The sequence below is a fragment of the Aeromonas sp. FDAARGOS 1410 genome (assembly GCF_019048745.1).
In the GTDB taxonomy this organism is placed as follows: Bacteria; Pseudomonadota; Gammaproteobacteria; order Enterobacterales; family Aeromonadaceae; genus Aeromonas; species Aeromonas jandaei.
The window spans coordinates 3422704-3442501 of sequence record NZ_CP077401.1 but is presented as its reverse complement, the minus strand read 5'-3'; the positions used below and the strand labels follow the sequence as shown (position 1 = coordinate 3442501).

Annotated in this window: 18 protein-coding genes; 10 read left to right on the top strand and 8 right to left on the bottom strand. The window is 60.1% G+C overall.

The features are described 5' to 3' along the window. Positions 1–11 precede the first annotated feature (11 nt). Genes I6L40_RS15955 through I6L40_RS15945 form a run of 3 tightly spaced genes read right to left on the bottom strand, consistent with a single transcriptional unit; the run spans position 12 to position 2558 of the window. A complete protein-coding gene (locus I6L40_RS15955) occupies positions 12–530 on the bottom strand; it encodes a hypothetical protein (protein ID WP_071911064.1) in 519 nt (172 codons plus the stop codon). Continuing rightward, positions 511–1101 (bottom strand): TetR/AcrR family transcriptional regulator, encoded by a 591-nt coding sequence (locus I6L40_RS15950; RefSeq protein WP_071911066.1) that lies wholly within the window; start codon positions 1099–1101, stop codon positions 511–513. Before I6L40_RS15950 ends, I6L40_RS15955 begins: the two co-directional genes overlap by 20 nt. A gap of 11 nt (positions 1102–1112) precedes the next feature. Continuing rightward, positions 1113–2558: a coniferyl aldehyde dehydrogenase gene (locus I6L40_RS15945; RefSeq protein ID WP_071911068.1), complete on the bottom strand. Its 1446-nt coding sequence runs from the start codon at positions 2556–2558 to the stop codon at positions 1113–1115. Positions 2559–2770: 212 nt separating this feature from the next. On the opposite strand from I6L40_RS15945, the gene I6L40_RS15940 reads away from it, so the two are divergent. From I6L40_RS15940 to I6L40_RS15930, 3 genes are all read left to right on the top strand, one after another. Then, the gene (locus I6L40_RS15940) at positions 2771–3064 is read left to right on the top strand and encodes a hypothetical protein (protein ID WP_019446630.1); all 294 of its coding nucleotides are present in this window, start codon (positions 2771–2773) and stop codon (positions 3062–3064) included. Positions 3065–3274: 210 nt separating this feature from the next. Next, entirely contained in the window at positions 3275–4258 is a 984-nt protein-coding gene (locus I6L40_RS15935; RefSeq protein WP_216994551.1) for a nucleoside hydrolase, read from the top strand. Between the two features lie 126 nt (positions 4259–4384). Then, positions 4385–4714, top strand: a complete 330-nt coding sequence (locus tag I6L40_RS15930; RefSeq protein ID WP_033114291.1) for a DUF3634 family protein — start codon at positions 4385–4387, stop codon at positions 4712–4714. Positions 4715–4802: 88 nt separating this feature from the next. Here I6L40_RS15930 and I6L40_RS15925 read toward each other — a convergent pair whose 3' ends face one another. Then, positions 4803–6008, bottom strand: coding sequence for a c-type cytochrome (locus tag I6L40_RS15925; RefSeq protein WP_156853386.1), 1206 nt, complete (start codon positions 6006–6008; stop codon positions 4803–4805). Further along, on the bottom strand, positions 6005–7930 hold the full coding sequence (locus I6L40_RS15920) for an FAD/NAD(P)-binding protein (protein WP_216994550.1): 1926 nt from the start codon (positions 7928–7930) through the stop codon (positions 6005–6007). Before I6L40_RS15920 ends, I6L40_RS15925 begins: the two co-directional genes overlap by 4 nt. A gap of 613 nt (positions 7931–8543) precedes the next feature. Here I6L40_RS15920 and cyoA point away from each other — a divergent pair. The 7 genes from cyoA (at position 8544) to I6L40_RS15885 (ending at position 15393) form a co-directional block, all read left to right on the top strand. Next, positions 8544–9587: a cytochrome o ubiquinol oxidase subunit II gene (cyoA, locus tag I6L40_RS15915; RefSeq protein ID WP_082044032.1), complete on the top strand. Its 1044-nt coding sequence runs from the start codon at positions 8544–8546 to the stop codon at positions 9585–9587. Positions 9588–9589: 2 nt separating this feature from the next. After that, the gene (gene cyoB / locus I6L40_RS15910) at positions 9590–11566 is read left to right on the top strand and encodes a cytochrome o ubiquinol oxidase subunit I (RefSeq protein WP_216994549.1); all 1977 of its coding nucleotides are present in this window, start codon (positions 9590–9592) and stop codon (positions 11564–11566) included. Between the two features lie 4 nt (positions 11567–11570). After that, complete coding sequence (locus I6L40_RS15905; protein WP_198505975.1) at positions 11571–12185, top strand: cytochrome o ubiquinol oxidase subunit III; 615 nt, start codon at positions 11571–11573, stop codon at positions 12183–12185. Continuing rightward, the gene (locus I6L40_RS15900; protein ID WP_201908008.1) at positions 12186–12515 is read left to right on the top strand and encodes a cytochrome o ubiquinol oxidase subunit IV; all 330 of its coding nucleotides are present in this window, start codon (positions 12186–12188) and stop codon (positions 12513–12515) included. An 11-nt stretch (positions 12516–12526) separates the two neighbouring features. After that, positions 12527–13420 (top strand): heme o synthase, encoded by an 894-nt coding sequence (cyoE, locus tag I6L40_RS15895; RefSeq protein ID WP_005347202.1) that lies wholly within the window; start codon positions 12527–12529, stop codon positions 13418–13420. A 167-nt stretch (positions 13421–13587) separates the two neighbouring features. Then, a complete protein-coding gene (locus tag I6L40_RS15890; RefSeq protein WP_216994548.1) occupies positions 13588–14958 on the top strand; it encodes an MFS transporter in 1371 nt (456 codons plus the stop codon). A gap of 60 nt (positions 14959–15018) precedes the next feature. Then, on the top strand, positions 15019–15393 hold the full coding sequence (locus tag I6L40_RS15885) for a DUF805 domain-containing protein (protein WP_216994547.1): 375 nt from the start codon (positions 15019–15021) through the stop codon (positions 15391–15393). An 84-nt stretch (positions 15394–15477) separates the two neighbouring features. Here I6L40_RS15885 and I6L40_RS15880 read toward each other — a convergent pair whose 3' ends face one another. From I6L40_RS15880 to I6L40_RS15870, 3 genes are all read right to left on the bottom strand, one after another. Continuing rightward, positions 15478–16581, bottom strand: coding sequence for a YdcF family protein (locus tag I6L40_RS15880; protein WP_216994546.1), 1104 nt, complete (start codon positions 16579–16581; stop codon positions 15478–15480). A 282-nt stretch (positions 16582–16863) separates the two neighbouring features. Continuing rightward, positions 16864–17616, bottom strand: a complete 753-nt coding sequence (locus tag I6L40_RS15875; protein ID WP_216994545.1) for a DNA/RNA non-specific endonuclease — start codon at positions 17614–17616, stop codon at positions 16864–16866. 242 nt (positions 17617–17858) lie between these two features. Further along, positions 17859–19754: a PTS fructose transporter subunit EIIC gene (locus tag I6L40_RS15870; RefSeq protein ID WP_216994544.1), complete on the bottom strand. Its 1896-nt coding sequence runs from the start codon at positions 19752–19754 to the stop codon at positions 17859–17861. Positions 19755–19798 lie beyond the last annotated feature (44 nt).

Sequence of the window (19798 nt, the reverse complement as noted above, 5' to 3'; positions counted from 1 at the left end):
GCTCCTTGCGCTCAGCCGGTTACCAGACCCAGATAAATGTTGCAGGCACGGCCAAGCTTGTTGCGCTGGGCCGGATAGTGGCGCAGCAGCGGCCGCGCGATAAAGGCAGGCAGGATCAGGGACTGCAACTGCTCAAGCCCCCGCACCAGATGCATGGCGGTGGTCAGATCCCCCTCCACCAGCAGCCGGTTTTCACTGAACGCCTGATTGACCCCGAGCCGAAAGCTCAGGGCGCGAAACGCGATATTGGGGTGCTTGAAGCGCACCCGCAGCGGATGGATGGTGGCATGGGGTGCAGCCGGCTCACCGGGATACCAGCGCCCTCCTTCTTTATGCATGTTCATAGCGTAATCAAGCCCCCCCACCTCAAGGCGAATGGCCAGGCCATCCGGCAAGGGGGCCAGTTCGCGGCGCACCGCCTCGTCGATACGGGCGGCGCGGCAGAGGGTACGGCCCACCACCCAGAGCAGAGTGGTGATCCAGAGGCGGCGGCCCAGTGTGGCCAGAGATTCAACGGTCGGAGTTGTCATAAGGGTTGGCTCCTGAGATGGCTGACCAGAAGAGGGCAAAGGCACTGGCTTGCCAGTGGGCATCCTGCCCAAGTTCGGGTTGATCGACAAAGAGTGATGCGCAGGCGAGGAACTGGCCCTGACACACTTCCAGCAGCAGCGGCGCGGGGGCCTGCATCAGCTCGCCGCTGGCTTGCCCCTTGACCAGCAAAGCGGGCAAAAAACGCAGAGTGTCATTCAAGATCTGGCTGCGGGCCGGGCGGGCCAGCAGGGGGGAGTGAAAGAAACCCAGCACGAATTTGAGCTCGTTGGGGTGGGCCAGCATCCAGCTCATCGCCTGCTGCCAGTAGTGGTGGATCTGCTCGCGCAGTGCCAGATCGGGATCGGCTTCGCAGATGGCAGCGCCCATCCGGGTCTTCACATCCTGATAAAGCTGGAGGATGAGTGCCTCTTTGCTCGGGAAGTGGTGGAACAGGGTGCCGTTGGCGACCCCGGCCGCCTTGGCAATGCGGGCGGTGGCTGCCCCCTGCAGACCATCTTCGGCGCAGAGGGCGAGGGCGGCATCCAGAATTTGGCGGCGCTTGTCGGTCATGGCGGGCTCCGTCAACGCAGGAAGAAAGCCATCATCAGCTTCTGGATCCAGCTGTTGTAGGGCGGATGGATCAGGGAGCCGGTGGTGAACTTGCCGCGGGTCAGCACGGTTTTCGCCTTGGAGAAGGTGAGAAAGCCTTCGTGTCCGTGGTAGTGGCCCATGCCGGAGGCGCCGATGCCGCCAAACGGCACATCATCGGCTGCCACCTGGAACAGACTCTCGTTGATGGCCATGCCGCCGGAGTGGGTCTCCCGGGTCACCCGCGCCTGCAGCTCGGGATCGAAGCTCATCAGGTAGAGAGCCAGCGGGCGGGGACGTTCGGCGATATAGGCGAGCGCCTCCTCCAGCGTGTCGTAGGGGATAAGCGGCAGCAGCGGGCCGAAGATCTCCTGCTGTATCACCTGACAGTGGCCCGGCACCCCGGTCAGCAGATGCGGGGCCAGAAGGCGGCGCTGATCATCCCGCGCCGGAGTGGCGCAGGGGTGGAGCTGGGCACCCGCTTGTTTGGCCTCATCGAGCCAGCTGACCAGCCGCTGATACTGGCGATCGTTGATGATGGCGCCGTAGTCGGGGCTGGCGAGCCCGGCAGGGTAGAGCTTGGCAAAGTGGTTGCGATAGGCGGCGATAAAGTTCTCCACCTCGCTGCGGGGCAGCAGCACATAGTCGGGGGCAACGCAGATCTGGCCGGCGTTGAGGCTCTTGCCGAAGATCATCCGCTCGATGGCGGTCTCAACCGGCATGTCGGGGGCGATGAGGCAAGGGCTCTTGCCACCCAGCTCAAGGGTGAGCGGGGTGAGCTGGGGCGCGGCGGCGGCCATCACCAGCTTGCCAACCATGGTGGAGCCGGTGAACAGCAGGTGATCGAAGGGGAGCGAGCTGAACGCGGCCGCCATCTGGGCATCCCCCTCGATGACAGCGATCTCGTCCTCGTTGAAGGTGGTGGTGAGCAGGGTTCGCAGCACGGCGTTGGTATGGGGAGTGAACTCGGAGAGTTTCAGCATCGCCCGGTTACCTGCCGCGATGGCGGTGATGAGGGGGCCGAGGCTCAGCATCACCGGAAAGTTCCACGGCACTATGATGCCGACCACCCCGAGCGGCTGGAAGTGTACCTCCACTTTGGCGGGGGCGAGCAGCAGACCGGCATGGCGACGATGGGGCTGCATCCAGCGCTTGAGCCGCTTCTGGGTGTAGTTGATCTGCATGATGCAGGGGAGAATGTCGGCGATTTGGCTGTCGTAGTGGCTGCGCTGGCCATAATCCTGCGCCAGCGCCGTGCAGAGCAGCTCCTTGTGAGCCAGCAGCGCCCGCTTGAGTTTGGTCAGCTGGGTTCGCCGCTCGGCCAGCGTCGGCATGGGGTGTTCCCGGCTCGCCCGTTTGAGCCGCTCCAGCTGCTCGGGCAGGGCCAGCTTGATGGCGAGGATATCCTCCGGACTGTGCTGATGCGGTGCGACTCCCATGATCTTCTCCGTCTGAAAAACAACCGACTGATTGGTCGGTCTAAATCTAGTCGTTTGTTGCGCAAGTGTAAAGCTGGCATCATCTGCCCCTGTCACCGGCGGCTGGACGCAAGAGAGAACTGTGTTCCTCCCCACACTTTTGTGGTTTGCTCGTTGGTGGCTTATCTAATAAGAGGTAGTTTTTGGCTATTCACATGCACGGAGGGAGCACTATGACCAGGGAATTGAACAGCTTGTTGACCCGGCTTGAAGATGTGGTTGAGCGGATGCCGGATTGCTTCAACACTTACGAATTTGCCCAGAAGCTGGCGCTGCAGTATCAGCCGGAGTTCTTTGCCGCCGGCCACTCGCTGGCCGAGCATGAAGGCAAGGTGTTGCGGGTGCTGCACCAAAAGATTGCCGAGGCGTTGGCCAGCTGCGATGCGGTGATTGAAGGGGCTCTGCTCCCCTGTGTGACCCCCTGGGGAGAGAAGTCCACCTCGCCGCGTTGGCACCGTAAACGCTGAGCGGCAATGCCGGGAACCTGGTTCCTGGGCAATGAGATAATGAATCGTCATGGCGCGGCCCCAAGTGGCCGCGCCATTTTTTGTTGTGGGGGCGTGGATCGTTGATGCGATGCCGGAAAGTGCAAACAAAGGTTCAGGGTGTGATCCCCTGCCGGGATAAAGGGCGGCGAGCCCGGTAGACTCCCCCTTTTGTCGTTGCAGGGAGGTCATATGACTGACAAGATCCAGACTCACAAGATTATTCTCGACACTGATCCGGGCATCGACGATGCCATGGCCATCCTCTTTGCCGAGGCCCATCCCGCCATCGAGCTGCTCGCCATCACCACTGTCTTTGGCAACGCCACCATCGCCAATGGCACCCGCAACGCCCTCTGGCTCAAACAGAAGTACGGCATGAAAGCGGATGTGGCCAAAGGCGCAGCGGCCCCGCTGCTGCGTGATCCGGTCGGCCCCACCACCATAGTTCACGGCCCGAGCGGCTTTGGTGACCTGGAGGCGGGGGAGGTGAATATTGCGCCCGATCCCCGTCCCGCCTGGCAGTACATTGTCGAGGCGGTCAAAGCGGCGCCGGGGGAGATCACTCTCGTTACCATCGGGCCCCTGACCAATCTGGCGCTGGCGCTGCAGCAGGCGCCCGAGATTGTTTCACTGGTGAAACAGGTGGTGGTGATGGGGGGCGCTTTTGGTATCAATGGTCATCGCGGTAACGTCACCCCCTATGCCGAGGCCAATATCCACGATGATCCCGATGCTGCCGACCGGGTCTTTACTGCCGACTGGCCAGTGGTGATCATCGGGCTGGATGTGACCCAGCAGAGCTTTTTCAGCGGCGACTATCTCGATGCGCTGCGTGACGAGGCGGGCGAGCCGGGCCAGTTCCTGTGGGATGTCAGCCGCTTCTACCTGCGTTTTTACTCGGAGAAGCTGGGGCTCTCCGGCTGCCATGTCCACGACCCGTCCGCCATCGCCTATGTCATTGACCCGACTCTCTTTACCCTGCGTGAGGGGCCGGTGCGGGTGATCAACAGTGGCCCGGCCATCGGTCATACCCTACAAAAGTTCGATGGCAAGCGACACTCCCACGATGGCTGGGCCGAGTTTCGCCCGCAGCAGGTCGGGGTGGCTGTACGTGATGAGGCGCTGCTCGCCCTCTATCGCGAGACGCTGGTGGCCTGGGGCAAGCGCCGTTAAACGTCCCCGACGGTCTGGCGGTGATCCTTGGTGGCGCGCGTTGCGTTGCGGCTGTGATCCCCGCCAAACAATCGCGGCGCACAGGCGCTTATACTGCCTGATATCAAGACGTTAGGAGGGATTGGGATGGCCTGGATTTCCTTGATAGTGGCGATTGCCCTGATCTGGTGGTTGATGAAACTGGGGCGTGGTGCCCTGTTCGAGATCCGCCTTGCACCCGGCAAGGTGGTGGTTAAGCAGGGCAAGGTATCGCCCGCCTTTATTGAGCATGCCAAGCAGATCCTGCGCCACGAAACAGTGCGTGGCCGCATTGTGGGACATCGCGATGGCGATGGGGTCAAGCTGGTCTTCTCCCGCTCCATCCCCGAGCCGGTGGCCCAGCGTTTTCGCAATATCTTCCCCTATGGCGACTATCGTCACGTCGCCGCCCCGGGCGCCAAGCCGCGCAAAGGGTAAATCAGTCCGAGTGCATCAGATAGCAAACGGGCCTCCAGTGGAGGCCCGTTTTTTTTATGGCGCTTGGCCAAGCGAGAGCGGCTTGCCCTTACTCCTTGCCGTGCAGCTCGCGCTGGGCCTTGACGGCTGCAGCCTTGATCGCCTGCCCCTCGTTGCCCCAGGAGGCGCGCAACGTATTGACCAGCTCGGCGATCCGCTCGTCATCCATGGTCCAGCCGTAACCCGGCATGTGGTAGCCGAGATGACCGCGGGTGATGGGCGTCTCGGCACCATGCAGCAACACGTTGAGCAGGCTCGCCGGATCGTCCGCCAGCACGGTTCGGTTGTTTACCAGCGAGGGGATGACGTGGTCATTGCCCTTGCCATCGACCCCGTGGCAGGTGGAACAGTACATGGCGTAGTCCGCCTTGCCGCCGGCACTGGCATAGGCGCGGGCACCTTTCGCTACCGCCGGCTCCGCTTTCAGGTCTGTGAGGTAGGTGGCAATGCTGGCCAGATCGGCGTCGCTGAAATACTGGCTGCTGTGAGTGATCACTTCCGCCATCGGGCCTGCGACGGCCTGATGCTGGCTGCGGCCGGTTTTCAGCAGGTCGATCAGCGCCTGCTTGTCGTAGCGGCTGCCGCGAATGTCGGGGGCATACCAGCCGTCGAGGGCGGCACCGCTCAGGTAGACGGGATCCGCCTCGGTCAGCGCTTTCTCCTGCATGCCGAGGCCGCGCGGGGTGTGGCAGCTGCCGCAGTGACCGGCACCCTGTACCAGATAGGCGCCGCGGTTCCACTCTTCGCTCTTGCCAGCGACCGGGGTGAAGCGACTGTCGTCGTGATAGACCCAGTTCCAGCCCATCAGCGGCCAGCGCATATTGAGCGGCCAGGGGATGTCGCTCTCCTTGTTGGCTACCGCCAGCGGCTGCACATCCTGCATCAGGTAGTGGTAGAGGGCGGTGAGATCCTCGTCGCTCATCTTGGCGTAGGCAGTGTAGGGCATGGCCGGATAGAGGCGATGCCCATCGCGGGCCACCCCTTCGCGCATCACCTTGATGAACTCCGGCAGGCTGTAATTGCCGATGCCGTGACTCTTGTCGGGGGTGATGTTGGTGGCAAACACGGTACCGATGGGGGTCGGGAACCCTTTGCCGCCAGCCAGCGGTTTGCTTGCCTCGCTGGTGTGACAGGCGGCGCAATCGCCCAGCTTGGCCACATACTCACCGGCCGACATGGCGGGAGCCGCGTGGGCGGCAAGGGCGGGCAGCGCCAGCAGCAGGGCGCTGGCAGTCAGTGACAGGGCGCGGCTCATTGGGCACCTCCCTTGGTCATGGCGACCAGCTCGTTGACGGCGCGCCATGCCTCGTCGATGGCGGCGTGGGCATAGGGGCTCCAGCCCGAATCCGAGTTGGCGATGGTGATGTTGCCGACCGGTTTGCGACCCAGCTCGATCCACTTCTCGCACTGCTCCTCGTCATCAAACAGGGTGTTGGTGACATAGGAGTAGCCGTGGGACCATCGGTTGACCGTGATAGCGAGGATATCCTGCTCATGGTTGAAACCGGCGCTGCCCAGCATCCCCTGCAGCTGTTCGCGGATCATCTGTTCATGCTGCTCGAACGGCATGCCAAGGATCATGGCGCGCCCCTTGCGGGACTGTTCGCGGGCCGACAGGCCGCTGCCCGGCAGGGTCGGGACATAGACCATGTGCAGGCACATCGGCTGATCCGGGCTCTTGGGATGCTCATAGCCACCCATGCTGACCGGATAGTCGAGCTTGACCCGGCTGTAAGGGGCTGCCGGAGAGTAGACCTCGTGCACCCCGAGCTTGACGAAGGCTTGCCAGTTTTTGATCACCACCTTGGTGTAGACCAGCGGCGCCTTGACGTTCTGGCGCAGCGCCTCCTTCTGGGGCTCCGGCATCTCGGGCACCATGTAGGGGATCATCATGTTGTAGCCAGCCATGATCGACTGCCTGGCGCGCACCCGGTGCAGTTTCCCTTCTTTGATATAGGTGACGTCCACCGCCAGCTTGCCATCGGCGAGGCGCACGTTTTTCGCCTGCAGGGCGGTACTGCCAAGGCGCAGCTGCACCTTGTGCTCCGGCAGATCGAGCTTGCTGTAGTCAAACTTGGCCAGCACCACATCCTGCATGGTGTGACCCGGCGCCACCTGCGGGATGAGCTTGCGCACCATCAGGCGGGTGAGGCCAGCGTTGCCATCCGGGAAGTGGAAGATGTAGGGATCGTCGAGCTCGGCCTGCTCCTCGGCATCGAGCGGCGTCAGGTTGAGGCCGCCAAAGCCGGGCAGGGCACAGAGGCGGGCGTCGGCGCAGGCGGTGGCATCGATGCCGACGGCCTGAAAATCGTTGGTACGTTGCTGGAAGTAGGTGATGGCTCGTTCGCTCAGGCCCACCTTGTCGCGCAGGAAGGTGGTGTAGCTGTTGCGGGTGATCCACTCATCCTGCTGCTCGCGGGTCATACCGCTCAGGTAGTCGGTCTTCTCCTCGTGCAGGGCCAGCAGGGCGGCCTTGTCGGCATCATCGAGCGGGAAGTCACCGATAAACTCCGCCAGCGGACGGCCATTCAGGCGATCGCGCGGGATGTCATCCGCTACGTTATGGCCCGGATCACCGTTCACTATCTTGTTGACGCCAAAGTGCTTCTCGTCGAAATAGACGCCGCGGCTGAGCCCCAGATCCGGATAGAAGCTCTGTTGGAAACCGGCGGCCAGCTCGTCGATGTTGACCTCCAGCGCCTTGAGCAGACCGAGCGCCACCGGGCTGTAGACCGAGCGCGGCGATTGCAGAGATTCACTGCCGCCGTAGCCCAGCCGCAGACCATCGGGAGTAGTGAACTCGTTGCGCTTGGCGTGGCCGCCGAAGTCGTCATGGTTGTCGAGCAGCAGGATCTTTTTATCCGCGCCGAGCAGTTGCTGATAGAAGCAGGCGGCGGCCAGACCGCTGATACCGGCGCCGACGATCACCAGATCGTACTCTCCCTCAAGGGGAACATTGGCAAAGTCATACTGTTTGCCATCGCGGGCGATGCTGTGGGCCGGTTCGAAAGAGCCCGGGTGGTTGCCGCGCAGGCCGGTGAGGGCGGGCGGGTAGACCAGCGTCTTGTCAGCCAGCGCGCTGCCGCCTTCGGCAGCCTTGAGCAGGTTGATGGGGGCGATGCCTGCTGCGATGGTGATGGCGACGCCATTGAGAAAATCTCTGCGTGTGATGCTCATGGCAATCCCTGTTGTTTGAAGCGTTGAAAAAAAGCACAGAGCTGAAATGGTAGCTGGCAAGCAGCAAGGGGACGCAACCTACCGTCATATCCCGGTAGAGTCCATGGCTTTGATAATAACTTATTAAACAAAATGATGAAGCTTGTAATGGCCAAAACAGGGGTAGATGTCTCCACTTTGCATATTTATGAGACAAAACCTTGCCGAATCCATGGAATTAATTTGAACTCATTCTGATTAATTATGGTTTTGATTGAGTTCTTTTTCGTTTTTCATATTTCCAGAGGGCACAAAAACCGTGCGGAAATAGTGCATGTATTTTATGCAGATAGCCAAAATCCCGTTATTTGACCATGAATAGTACAAGGTTAATTGCCGCTGGTTTTGTCTCTTGAACTCAAAATTGATTGAAATAAAAGCAGGGTGCGATGAATTAATGAGCGGCCGGTTCTATGCAGCCGGTTATTGGTCACGGGTTAACAACTGTTACATGCAAACGCCAACCTGGGCACAACATCGAGATTAATTTTTCATGTTGTTCACATAGTCAGGTTTTGTTCAGAATGATGCGTTTTTTTTACAACTTTAGCCTTGCGAAGATAAAGGACGCTGCATGAAACCTTTTGCATTAAAGAGGGGTTTGGGTGCTTTGCTGTTGCTCGCGGCCGCCGGCATGCTGACTGGCTGTGACATGGCTCTGATGAGCCCCAAAGGGCAGATTGGTCTGGAACAGAAATCACTGATACTGACGGCCCTTGGCCTGATGTTAATCGTGGTGATCCCTGTAATTATTATGGCTGTGGTATTTTCTCGTAAATACAGAGCTTCGAATACCGACGCCAAATATACCCCTGACTGGTCTCACTCCAACAAGATTGAAGCGGTTGTCTGGACCGTCCCCGTCATTATTATCGTTATTCTTGCCACTATTACCTGGAAAACATCTCACGAACTGGATCCCTACAAACCGCTGGATTCCACGGTGAAACCGATTCAGGTCGATGTTATTTCCCTCGACTGGAAGTGGTTGTTTGTCTATCCAGAACTGGGTATTGCATCGGTTAATGAATTGGCCTTCCCGGTCAATACGCCGGTCAATTTCCGGGTCACCTCCGATACCGTGATGAACTCCTTCTTCATTCCGCGTCTGGGCGGCCAGATATATGCGATGGCGGGTATGCAGACCAAGTTGCACCTCATTGCCAACGAGCCGGGCCAATATGACGGCATCTCCAGCAGCTACAGCGGTGCCGGTTTCTCGGGCATGAAGTTCAATGCCATCGCTACTCCGGATCAGGCCGGTTTTGATGCCTGGGTTGCCAAGGTAAAGGCGTCGCCAAAACAGCTGATCACCATGGATCAGTTCAATGCGCTGGCCAAACCGAGCGAGTTCCATCCGGTGGAGTACTTCTCCAGTGCCGATCCGAAACTGTTTGTCACTCTGATCAACAAGTTCATGGGTGACATGAAGCACGGCCAGCATCAGGGGATGACCCACGAGATGCCTATGGCACAGGGGGAGACCATGACCCATCAGGGGATGGATCACTCACAGATGAACCATGGCGACATGGCGCAAGACGAACACATGGATCATGCCGGCCATATGAAGATGGCAATGGATGACAACTCTGTGAAAGCGGGATCCGAGGAATAATGATGTTTGGAAAATTAACGCTCGACGCCATTCCGTACCATGAACCCATCATCATGGTGACGGTGGCCGGAATCATTCTGGGGGGGCTGGCTGTCGCCGGTCTCATCACCTATTTCGGCAAGTGGCAATATCTGTGGAAAGAGTGGCTCACCTCGGTGGATCACAAGCGCCTCGGGATCATGTATCTCATCCTCGGCATGGTGATGCTGCTGCGCGGCTTCGCCGATGCGGTGATGATGCGGACCCAGCAGGTGATGGCCTCGGCCGGCGGCGAGGGCATACTGCCACCGCACCACTATGACCAGATCTTCACCGCCCACGGCGTCATCATGATCTTCTTCGTGGCGATGCCGCTGGTGATCGGTCTGATGAACATTGTGGTGCCGCTGCAGATCGGCGCCCGTGACGTGGCCTTCCCCTTCCTCAACAACGTGAGCTTCTGGTTCACCGCCGCCGCCGTGGTGCTGATCAACATCTCCCTCGGGGTTGGTGAATTTGCCCAGACCGGCTGGCTGGCCTATCCGCCGCTGTCGGGGCTGGAGTACAGCCCGGGGGTCGGGGTCGACTACTGGATCTGGAGTCTGCAGATCTCGGGGTTGGGCACTTTGCTGACCGGCGTCAACTTCTTCGCCACCATCATCAAGATGCGTGCCCCGGGCATGACCATGATGCGTCTGCCGGTGTTCACCTGGACGGCCCTGTGCGCCAACATCCTGATCATCGCCTCCTTCCCGATCCTGACCGTCACGGTGGCCCTGCTCACCGCCGACCGTTACCTCGGCACCCATTTCTTTACCAATGACATGGGTGGCAACATGATGATGTACATCAACCTGATCTGGGCCTGGGGTCACCCCGAGGTGTACATTCTGGTGCTGCCGGTGTTCGGGATCTTCTCCGAAGTGGTGGCCACCTTCAGCAAGAAGAAGCTGTTCGGTTACACCTCGCTGGTGTGGGCGACCGTCGCCATTACCGTGCTCTCCTTCATCGTCTGGCTGCACCACTTCTTCACCATGGGCTCCGGCGCCAACGTGAATGCCTTCTTCGGCATCACCACCATGATCATCTCCATCCCGACCGGGGTGAAGATCTTCAACTGGTTGTTCACCATGTACCGCGGTCGCATCGAGTTCACCTCGCCCATGTTGTGGACCGTCGGCTTCATCATCACCTTCAGCATCGGCGGCATGACCGGGGTACTGCTCTCGGTACCGGCGGCCAACTTCGTACTGCACAACAGCCTGTTCCTGATCGCCCACTTCCACAACGTCATCATCGGCGGCGTGGTGTTTGGCTGCTTCGCCGGTATCACCTACTGGTTCCCGAAAGCGTTCGGCTTCAAGCTCAACGATGTGTGGGGCAAGCGCGCCTTCTGGTTCTGGATTGTCGGCTTCTTCGTCGCCTTCATGCCGCTCTACGTGCTGGGCTTCATGGGCATGACCCGTCGCGTCAGCCAGCATCTGGAGCCCCAGTTCCATGGCTGGCTGGTAGTGGCTGCCTGTGGTGCCGCGCTGATTGCCGTGGGTGTGTTGTGTCAGGTGATCCAGCTGGTGGTCAGCATCCGCGACCGCGAGCAGAACCGCGATCTGACCGGTGACCCCTGGGGTGGCCGCACCCTGGAGTGGGCAACCTCTTCCCCGCCGCCCTTCTACAACTTCGCCATCGAGCCGAAGATCAAGGGGCTGGATGCCTTCTGGGATGCCAAGCAGGACGGTTCTGCCTATCAGCAGCCCGAGCACTACGACCCGATCCATATGCCCAAGAACACCGGGGCAGGGGTCATCATCGCAGGCTTTGCCACCGTGTTTGGTTTTGCCATGGTCTGGCACATCTGGTGGATGGCCATCGCCGGCTTCATCGGCATGATTGCGAGCTGGATCATCCACAGCTTCAACGACGACGTGGATTACTACGTGCAGGTTGACGAGATCGAGCGGATCGAGCGTCAGCATTTTGAAAATATCAACAAGGTGGCGTGAAGCAATGGCGACCGACGTTCTACATCACACTCACGACGGTGCCCATGACCATGGGCACCACGATGCCGGTGCCAACAAGGTATTCGGTTTCTGGATCTACCTGATGAGTGACTGCATCCTGTTTGCATGCCTGTTTGCAACCTATGCAGTCCTGGTCAACGGAACCGCCGGCGGCCCGAGCGGCAAGGATATCTTCGAACTGCCGTTCGTGTTTGGCGAAACCATGCTGCTGCTCTTTAGCAGTATCACCTTCGGTTTTGCCATGCTGGCGATGAACAAGAACCAGCTATCCGCCGTCAATGGCTGGTTGCTGGTGACTTTCGTGCTGGGGGCCGGCTTTATCGCGATGGAGATCTACGAGTTCCATCACCTGATCGCCGAGGGCTATGGCCCGGATCGCAGCGCCTTCCTCTCCGCCTTCTTCACCCTGGTCGGTACCCACGGTATCCACGTGACCAGCGGCCTTGTCTGGATCATCGTGATGATGGTGCTGGTAGCCAAGAAGGGGCTGACCGATCGCAACCGCTCCCGCCTGATGTGCCTGAGCCTGTTCTGGCACTTCCTCGACGTGGTGTGGATTTGCGTCTTTACCGTGGTCTATCTGATGGGGGCAATGTAAATGAGTCATTCCGTTGACAATCACGGCGCCAGCCACGGCAGCGCCAAGAGCTATCTGACCGGCTTCGTGCTGTCAGTCATTCTGACCGCGATCCCGTTCTGGATGGTGATGGATGGCTCTGCCTCCCACGGAACCGTGCTGGCCACTGTGGTCGGCATGGCGGTGGTGCAGATCTTCGTCCATCTGGGCTACTTCCTGCACATGAACACCTCGTCCGAAGAGCGCTGGAACTTGGTTGCACTGGTCTTTACCGTGCTCATCATCGCCATCGTGATCGTGGGTTCCCTGTGGATCATGTACAACCTCAACATCAACATGATGGTCCACTGAGCAGGCTGGCAATGATGATGAAGCAATACCTGCAAGTGACCAAACCGGGCATCATCTTCGGTAACCTCATCTCGGTTATCGGGGGATTCCTGCTGGCCTCCAAGGGGAGCATGGACTTGCCCCTGTTCATTCTGACCATGGCCGGTGTATCACTGGTGGTCGCCTCCGGTTGCGTGTTCAACAACTACATCGACCGGGACATCGACTGCATCATGGAGCGTACCAAGAACCGTGCTCTGGTGAAGGGTCTGATCGCCCCCGGCGTATCGCTCTGGTACGCCACCGCGCTCGGCATTGCGGGCATTGCACTGCTCTACTTTGCGGCCAATCCGTTGGCCGCCCTGCTGGCGGTGCTGGGCTTCATTGTCTATGTGGGGGTCTACAGCCTCTACATGAAGCGTCACTCGGTCTACGGCACCCTGGTCGGCAGTCTCTCCGGTGCTGCGCCACCGGTCATCGGCTATTGTGCGGTGAGCGGTCAGTTCGATTCGGGGGCGCTGATCCTGCTGGCGATCTTCAGTCTGTGGCAGATGCCGCACTCCTATGCGATCGCCATCTTCCGCTTCAAGGATTATCAGGCGGCCAACATCCCGGTATTGCCGGTGGTGAAGGGGATCCCGGTGGCCAAGCTCCACATCACCCTCTATATCCTGGCCTTTATGGTGCCGACCCTGATGCTGTTCCTCGGTGGTTACGCCGGTTACAAGTATCTGGTGGTAGCCACTGCGGTGAGCGTCTGGTGGCTTGGGATGGCGCTGTCTGGCTACAAGCAGCTGGTGGATGATGCGCTCTGGGCCCGCAAGCTGTTCATGTTCTCCATCGTCACCATCACTTGTCTCAGCGTGATGATGTCGGTGGATTTCCAACCGGAAGCAGCTCCCGTGCTGGTGAGCATGCTGCCCTGATAGTGTGACTTGTCCCCCTAAAATGCATGAAATCCAGAGCCGGGAACTTTCCCGGCTCTGTTATTATGGGGCCGCCCCGTCGGGCACTTTTCCCGTATATCGGGTGTGGCATGGCACCTGTCGGCCACCCCGTTGCTCTTCTTTTTCTCTGACCTATCGAGGCCATCATGAATGATTTCACCATGACGAGGGGCGAGCGCCGTGCCACCTGGGCGCTCGGCTCCGTCTTCTCGTTGCGCATGCTCGGCATGTTTATGGTGCTGCCGGTGTTGACCACCTACGGCATGTCTCTCGCAGGGGCCTCCGAGGCGCTGATTGGCCTGGCCATCGGCATCTACGGTATGACCCAGGCGCTGTTCCAGATCCCGTTCGGCCTGCTCTCCGACAAGGTGGGCCGCAAGCCCCTCATCGTCGGCGGCCTGCTGATGTTTGCCCTCGGCAGCGTGATCGCGGCGCTGACCCACTCCATATGGGGGGTGATCCTCGGCCGCGCCCTGCAGGGCAGTGGCGCCATCTCCGCCGCCGTGATGGCGCTCTTGTCTGATCTCACCCGCGAACAGAACCGCACCAAGGCGATGGCTTTTATCGGGGTGAGCTTTGGCATCACTTTCGCCATCGCCATGGTGACCGGCCCCCTCATCACTCATGCGCTGGGGCTCTCTGGCCTGTTCTGGCTGATCGCCCTGCTGGCGCTGGCGGGCATCGCCGTCACCCTCTGGCTGGTACCGACCCCGAGCGACCACCTGCTCAATCGCGAGTCCGGCATGGTGAAGGGAGGGATGCGCACCGTGCTGACCAATCCGCACCTGCTCAAGCTTAACTTCGGCATCCTCTGCGTGCATACCCTGCTGATGTCGAGCTTCGTGGCGTTGCCGCCGCTGCTGGAGCGCGCCGGTTTGCCCCGCGACAGCCAGTGGCAAGCCTATCTGGTCACCATGCTGATCGCCTTCGTCAGCGTGGTGCCCTTCATCATCTATGCCGAGAAGCGCAGAAAGATGAAGCTCGTGTTCCAGATCTGCGTGCTGGTGATGCTCGTCGCCGAGCTGGTGCTCTGGCAAAGCGGGCTGCAGCTGTGGGGCCTGCTCGCCGGCCTGCAGATCTTCTTCATCGGTTTCAACGTGATGGAGGCGCTGCTGCCCTCTCTTATCAGCAAGGAGTCGCCCCCTGGCTACAAGGGCACCGCCATGGGGATCTACTCCACCAGCCAGTTCATCGGGGTGGCCATCGGTGGTAGCCTCGGCGGTCTGCTCTACAGTTTGGGTGGCGCCTCGCTGGTGTTTGGCGGCTGCGCCGCGCTGGCGTTGCTCTGGCTCGGGGTCAGTCTCACCATGCAGGAGCCCCCTTACGTGAGCAGTCTGCGCATCGTGCTGCCGGAAGGGGTGGAGGCCAATACGGCTCTGGAGCAGAAGATCCGCGCCTGCGACGGGGTGAGCGACGTGCTGCTGGCCGCTTCCGAGCGCTCTGTCTATGTCAAGGTGGACAGCAAGCGCATCAGCCGCCGGGATCTGGAGCTGCTGGTCATCGACGGCTGGCACTGATCGCGCTAAGCTCGGTTCGGATCTGCAACTACTTGTTTTTGAAAACAGTCTGGAGGCGAAATGAACTGGTATATCTCGGTACTCAAGCAATATGCAGTATTCAGCGGGCGGGCCCGTCGCACCGAATACTGGATGTTCGTGCTCTGCAACGTCGTATTTATGCTGCTGGTGGGGATGGTGGATCGCTTGATTGGCAGCGACAAGGAGATCCTGAGCGCCATCTACTCGCTGGCGGTGTTGATCCCGTCCCTCGCCGTGGCGGTACGCCGTCTGCATGACACCGACCGCAGCGGCTGGTGGCTGCTGATCGGCCTTATCCCCGTTATCGGTACCCTGGTGCTTATCTACTTTATGGTCTGCAACGGCCAGCAGGGGCCGAACCGCTTCGGTGACGATCCCAAAGCGGGCTCCTCGCAGGGCTTTATCGCCAGCTGACAGGTGTGGTGAAACGTACAAACGAAAGAGGGAGGCATCATGCCTCCCTCTCTGTTTCTGTGACTTGGGTTGATTGCAGGTTCGTTAGCGTTCAATCAGTGGCGCTGAGCGGTAGCTCCACATGCCGTAGGTACGCAGCACGTCGCGGTAGATGCCGAGCAGCTCGCTCTGGCTCACACTCGCCAGATCCTCGAGCGGCTTGTCGGGGAAGCTGACGCTCACCACCTGCAATCCGGCCGGGCCGGTCTGATCGCAGGCGGTTTCGAGCACCGCCTGACCGCGGCGGACATGGCTGGCGGAGCTCACCAGCACCGCGTAGTTGATCTGATGGCGGGCGAGGGCATAGGCGCTGTAGAGACCATTTTCCACCGTACTGGTGGCGTAGTTCTCCTCGATGAGGCGGCTGCGATCGATGCCGTGATTGGCCAGCCAGTCGGCCATCAGCTTGCCCTCGGTCTGGTGATTTTGCGGCACCCCGCCGGTGAGGATGATGAGCGAATCGGGATCCGCCTTGGCGAGTTTGAGGGTGGCTTGTAGCCTGCCCAGCAGGATCCGGTCCATGGTGCCGTCGGGGTTGAGGGCATAACCCAGGGTGACGATGGCGCGTTTGCCCTCTTTGCTTGCCTTGAGCTGATCCTCGGTCAGCTCGGTCTGCAGCGCCATGGTGGTGACCCGCTGTACCCTTGCGATGATCTTGTCCAGATCGGCGGCGCGCCCGCCGTTGCGATCTGCAACTTTGGCCAGGGCGGTGCGTGACGCCTCCTTGTTACCCTTCACCAGCTGCCAGATGGCGAGGTAGCTGTTGATGTCGAGGTCATCGGGGGCGACCGCCTGCGCCTGCTCCAGCAGCGAGATGGCGCGGTCGATATTGCCGTTGTAGATCTGGGCGTTGGCCGCCGAGATAAGCAAGTCGGTGCGATAGGGTTCGAGTTTGTAGGCGGCCAGCAGCCGGTTGGTGACCAGCTCCATGTTGCTCGGCATCTTGGCGGTAAAGCCGGCGTGGGAGATCTTGGCCGGCGATTTGTAGATCTGCTGCGCTTCGGCCAGCAGCATGTCCACCACCTGGCGCTTGCTCACCAGGGTATTGAGGTCACTCTCTATCTGCATCGAGATTTCGGCCGCCTGCAGGGCGAGAGGGGAGAGAGCCAGCAGGCCGCTCAGCGTCAGGGCGAGAAGGGTCTGTTTCATCGAAGATTCCTCGGTCGGGCTGATTGCCACTGTGCGCCGCCAGTTGGCAGCGCCAAGCAAAGTCGCGTCAATTCAGTCGGTTAGTACCAAAACAGGCGGGCAATATAGCAGTTATCGGGGCGTCAAACTGTGAGTCGGGGCGAGTCGTGGGGGATGAACCGCGTACTCGGCTGGACTCCAAAAAGGGCAGGGGGAGCGGTTTTCCCCCTGCCATCGGGAGCATTGGCCCCCCAAACTATCTGTTAACTGGATAGGTTGATTCTCAATCTATCTAACTTTGAGTTAGTTCCACATCGGGGAGACACGGGCTTCCAGCGTCTCCTGCTGCTCTTCGGGCATGTCGCTGAAGAAGTTGAGGTGAGTCTGCTCCTCCACTTCACGCACCGACACCCGGTAGTCGGCGATCTTGCTAACGGGAATATCCTGTTGCGGCATGATAAAGGCGATGGCCTGCAGTTTGGCCGGATCCATCACGATCTTGTAGTAGGCGCTCGGGATCGTCACACCCTGACCGATGGACTCTTCAGAGCCGGTAAAGATGGGGCCGGTGATGACCTGCACATCCTTGCGGCTGATAGCCCATTGGCGTGCCTTCTCCTCCAGAATGCGCCACGCCTTCTGGTTGAGGGCTGGCAGCTGGGGTGTCATGTTGGTCAGCAGGAAGCTTTGCTTCATGGTGATATCGGTGGCGGCCATGTCGGCTGCGGGAGCCTGATGGCCACGGTCGTAGCCAGATCCCTTGTAGTCCGACAGGGTTGCGCGATAGGCGACCGGCACCTCCTTGTCCTCGGCAAAGGCATCCTTGCGCTTGATCTTGCCCTGTGCGCTCTGGGCGGTCATCCGGTAAGACACCCACTCGGAGACCTTGTGGTCGTAGTTGTAGCCTGCGGCATAGCCGTCGCGGCACAGTTTCTGATCCGCTTCGGAGGGGGTGCCAAAGCGCATGTGTTCCCCGCAGACAAAGCCCGCAGCAAAGAGCGGTGCAGTGCCGAGGGAGAGGATGACAGCCAGAACCAATTTATTGATTTTTATCATTTTTGTGATGCTCCAGTTTAGTAGGCCGCATCATTTGATACACATCTCGAAGGAGCTTCAATTGCAGCTTGATGACACTTTCCGGATTTGTGACGTCTCGCCAAGATCTGTCGCGTGAATGGCTAATGTGTTTTAAATCAACGCCTTTCACCATGAGATGATGGAGAGTTGATTGAGGCTAAAAGCAAGGGGCCCACTGCGGGCCCCTTTGTTTGGGTGCAAGATTGCGAGGGTCAGTCGGCTCAGGCCGCCTGATCTCCCTTGTCTGCCAGCGTGCGGGCCAGCAGTGCTTCCGGGTTGTGGATCGCCTCCTTGGTCTTCACGTCGATGACCTCGATATCGGTGAAGCGCTCGCGGTTCTTGATCGCCACGTCGTGGGCGAAGATGACGCAGCGGGCGTTGGCGACATCCTTGGCGGTGATGCGGTTGATGATGCCGTTGGCGCCCTGGGTCTCGACCTTGATCTTGATCCCCTGTTTGGCGGCGGCCTTCTGCAGGCTCTTGGCGGCGAGGAAGGTGTGGGCTACACCGGACGGGCAGGCGGTGATGGCCAGTACGTCCGCTTCCCCTTCCGCTTCAATCACCTGATAGTCGCTATCTGTGGTGGTGACCTCTTCCTCTTCACTCACCGGTTTTTTCAGAATGTTGACGATGATGGCTGTGGTCAGGGCGCCGAGGATGGTGCCGAGGATATAGCCCATCTTGCCTTCCACTACCGGCAGCACAATCCAGCCACCCCAGGGGGCGTGGTTGATGCTGTGCATCATGAAGCCGGTGATGTTGCCGACGATGCCGCCTGCCACGATGGCCGGGATAACGCGGACGGGGTCAGCGGCAGCGAACGGGATGGCACCTTCACTGATACCGATCATCCCCATGATGGCGGCCGCTTTGCCGGATTCACGCTCCTCCTTCTTGTAACGCTTGGGAGACATGAAGGTGGCCAGTGCCATGCCCAAGGGCGGTACACAGATGGCGATACCGACGCCGCCCATCAGCCAGGGCTGGGTGTTGACCTGAGTCTGGGCAAACAGGGTAGCAACCTTGTTGACCGGGCCGCCCATATCGAAGGCGGTCATTCCACCCAGAATGGCACCCAGCATCACTTTACCTGAGCCCGCCATGCTGGAGAGCCAGTGATTCATCCCCTCCATCATGGCGGCGATCGGGGCGCCGATCCCCCACATCACGATGCCGCACACCAGGAAGGTACCGATCAGCGGGTAGATGAAGATGGAGCCAAGGGAACTCATGGAGTCGGGCAACTTGATCCGTTTGAGCTGATTGACCACGAAGCCGGCGATAAAGCCCACCAGAATCGCGCCGAGAAAACCGGTCTGATAGTGCTGCACGGCAATCCAGGAGCCGATCATGCCAGGCGCCAGGCCCGGTTTGTCAGCCAGCGAGTAGGCGATATAGCCACCCAGCACGGCGGTAAACAGGGTCAGGCCGGCGATACCCATGGTGGCCATATCCTTGAGGAAGCCCGCTTCCGGCACGGCGCCCTTGCCGCTCATCATGACCGACAGGGAGAGCAGCACACCGCCCGCCACGATAAAGGGGATCATGTGGGAAGTACCAAACAGCAGGTGCTGCTTCATGGTGTTGAGGCGATCCTTGAAGGTGCGCTCGGTGGGTTCAACCGGGGCTGTGGTCGCCGGTTTGGCGGTTGGGGCCGGTTTTGCAACGCTCGGGCCTTGCTTGAGCAGGGCCAGCGCCTGTTCTGTGGTAGTGGCGGCCTTCATCTGCTCGATAAAGCCCGGCTCCAGCAGACGGGTCGAGAGCTCGGCCAGCACCTCGATGTGGTGGTTGGCGCCGCCATCCGGGGAGGCGATCATGAAGATCAGCTGGGTCGGTTTGCCATCTTCGGCACCGTACTCGATCCCTTGCTTGCTGATCCCGATGGCAATGGCCGGGCGACTGACTGCCGCGCTCTTGGCGTGGGGCAGGGCCACACCCTGCTCGAACCCGGTGCAGTCGAGCTGCTCGCGGGCCCAGACATCTTTCACAAATTGCTCTTTATCGGACACGGCGCCATCGCGTGCCAGCATCTGCGCCATCTCGTCAAACAGGGCCTCCTTGCTGGTGGCCTTCAGCTCCAGACAGATAAGTCTGCCGTTGGTTATGGTGGGTAACATTGCACTCTCCTGGCTCCGTTCCTGAGCTCGCTGGGTGGGGATTG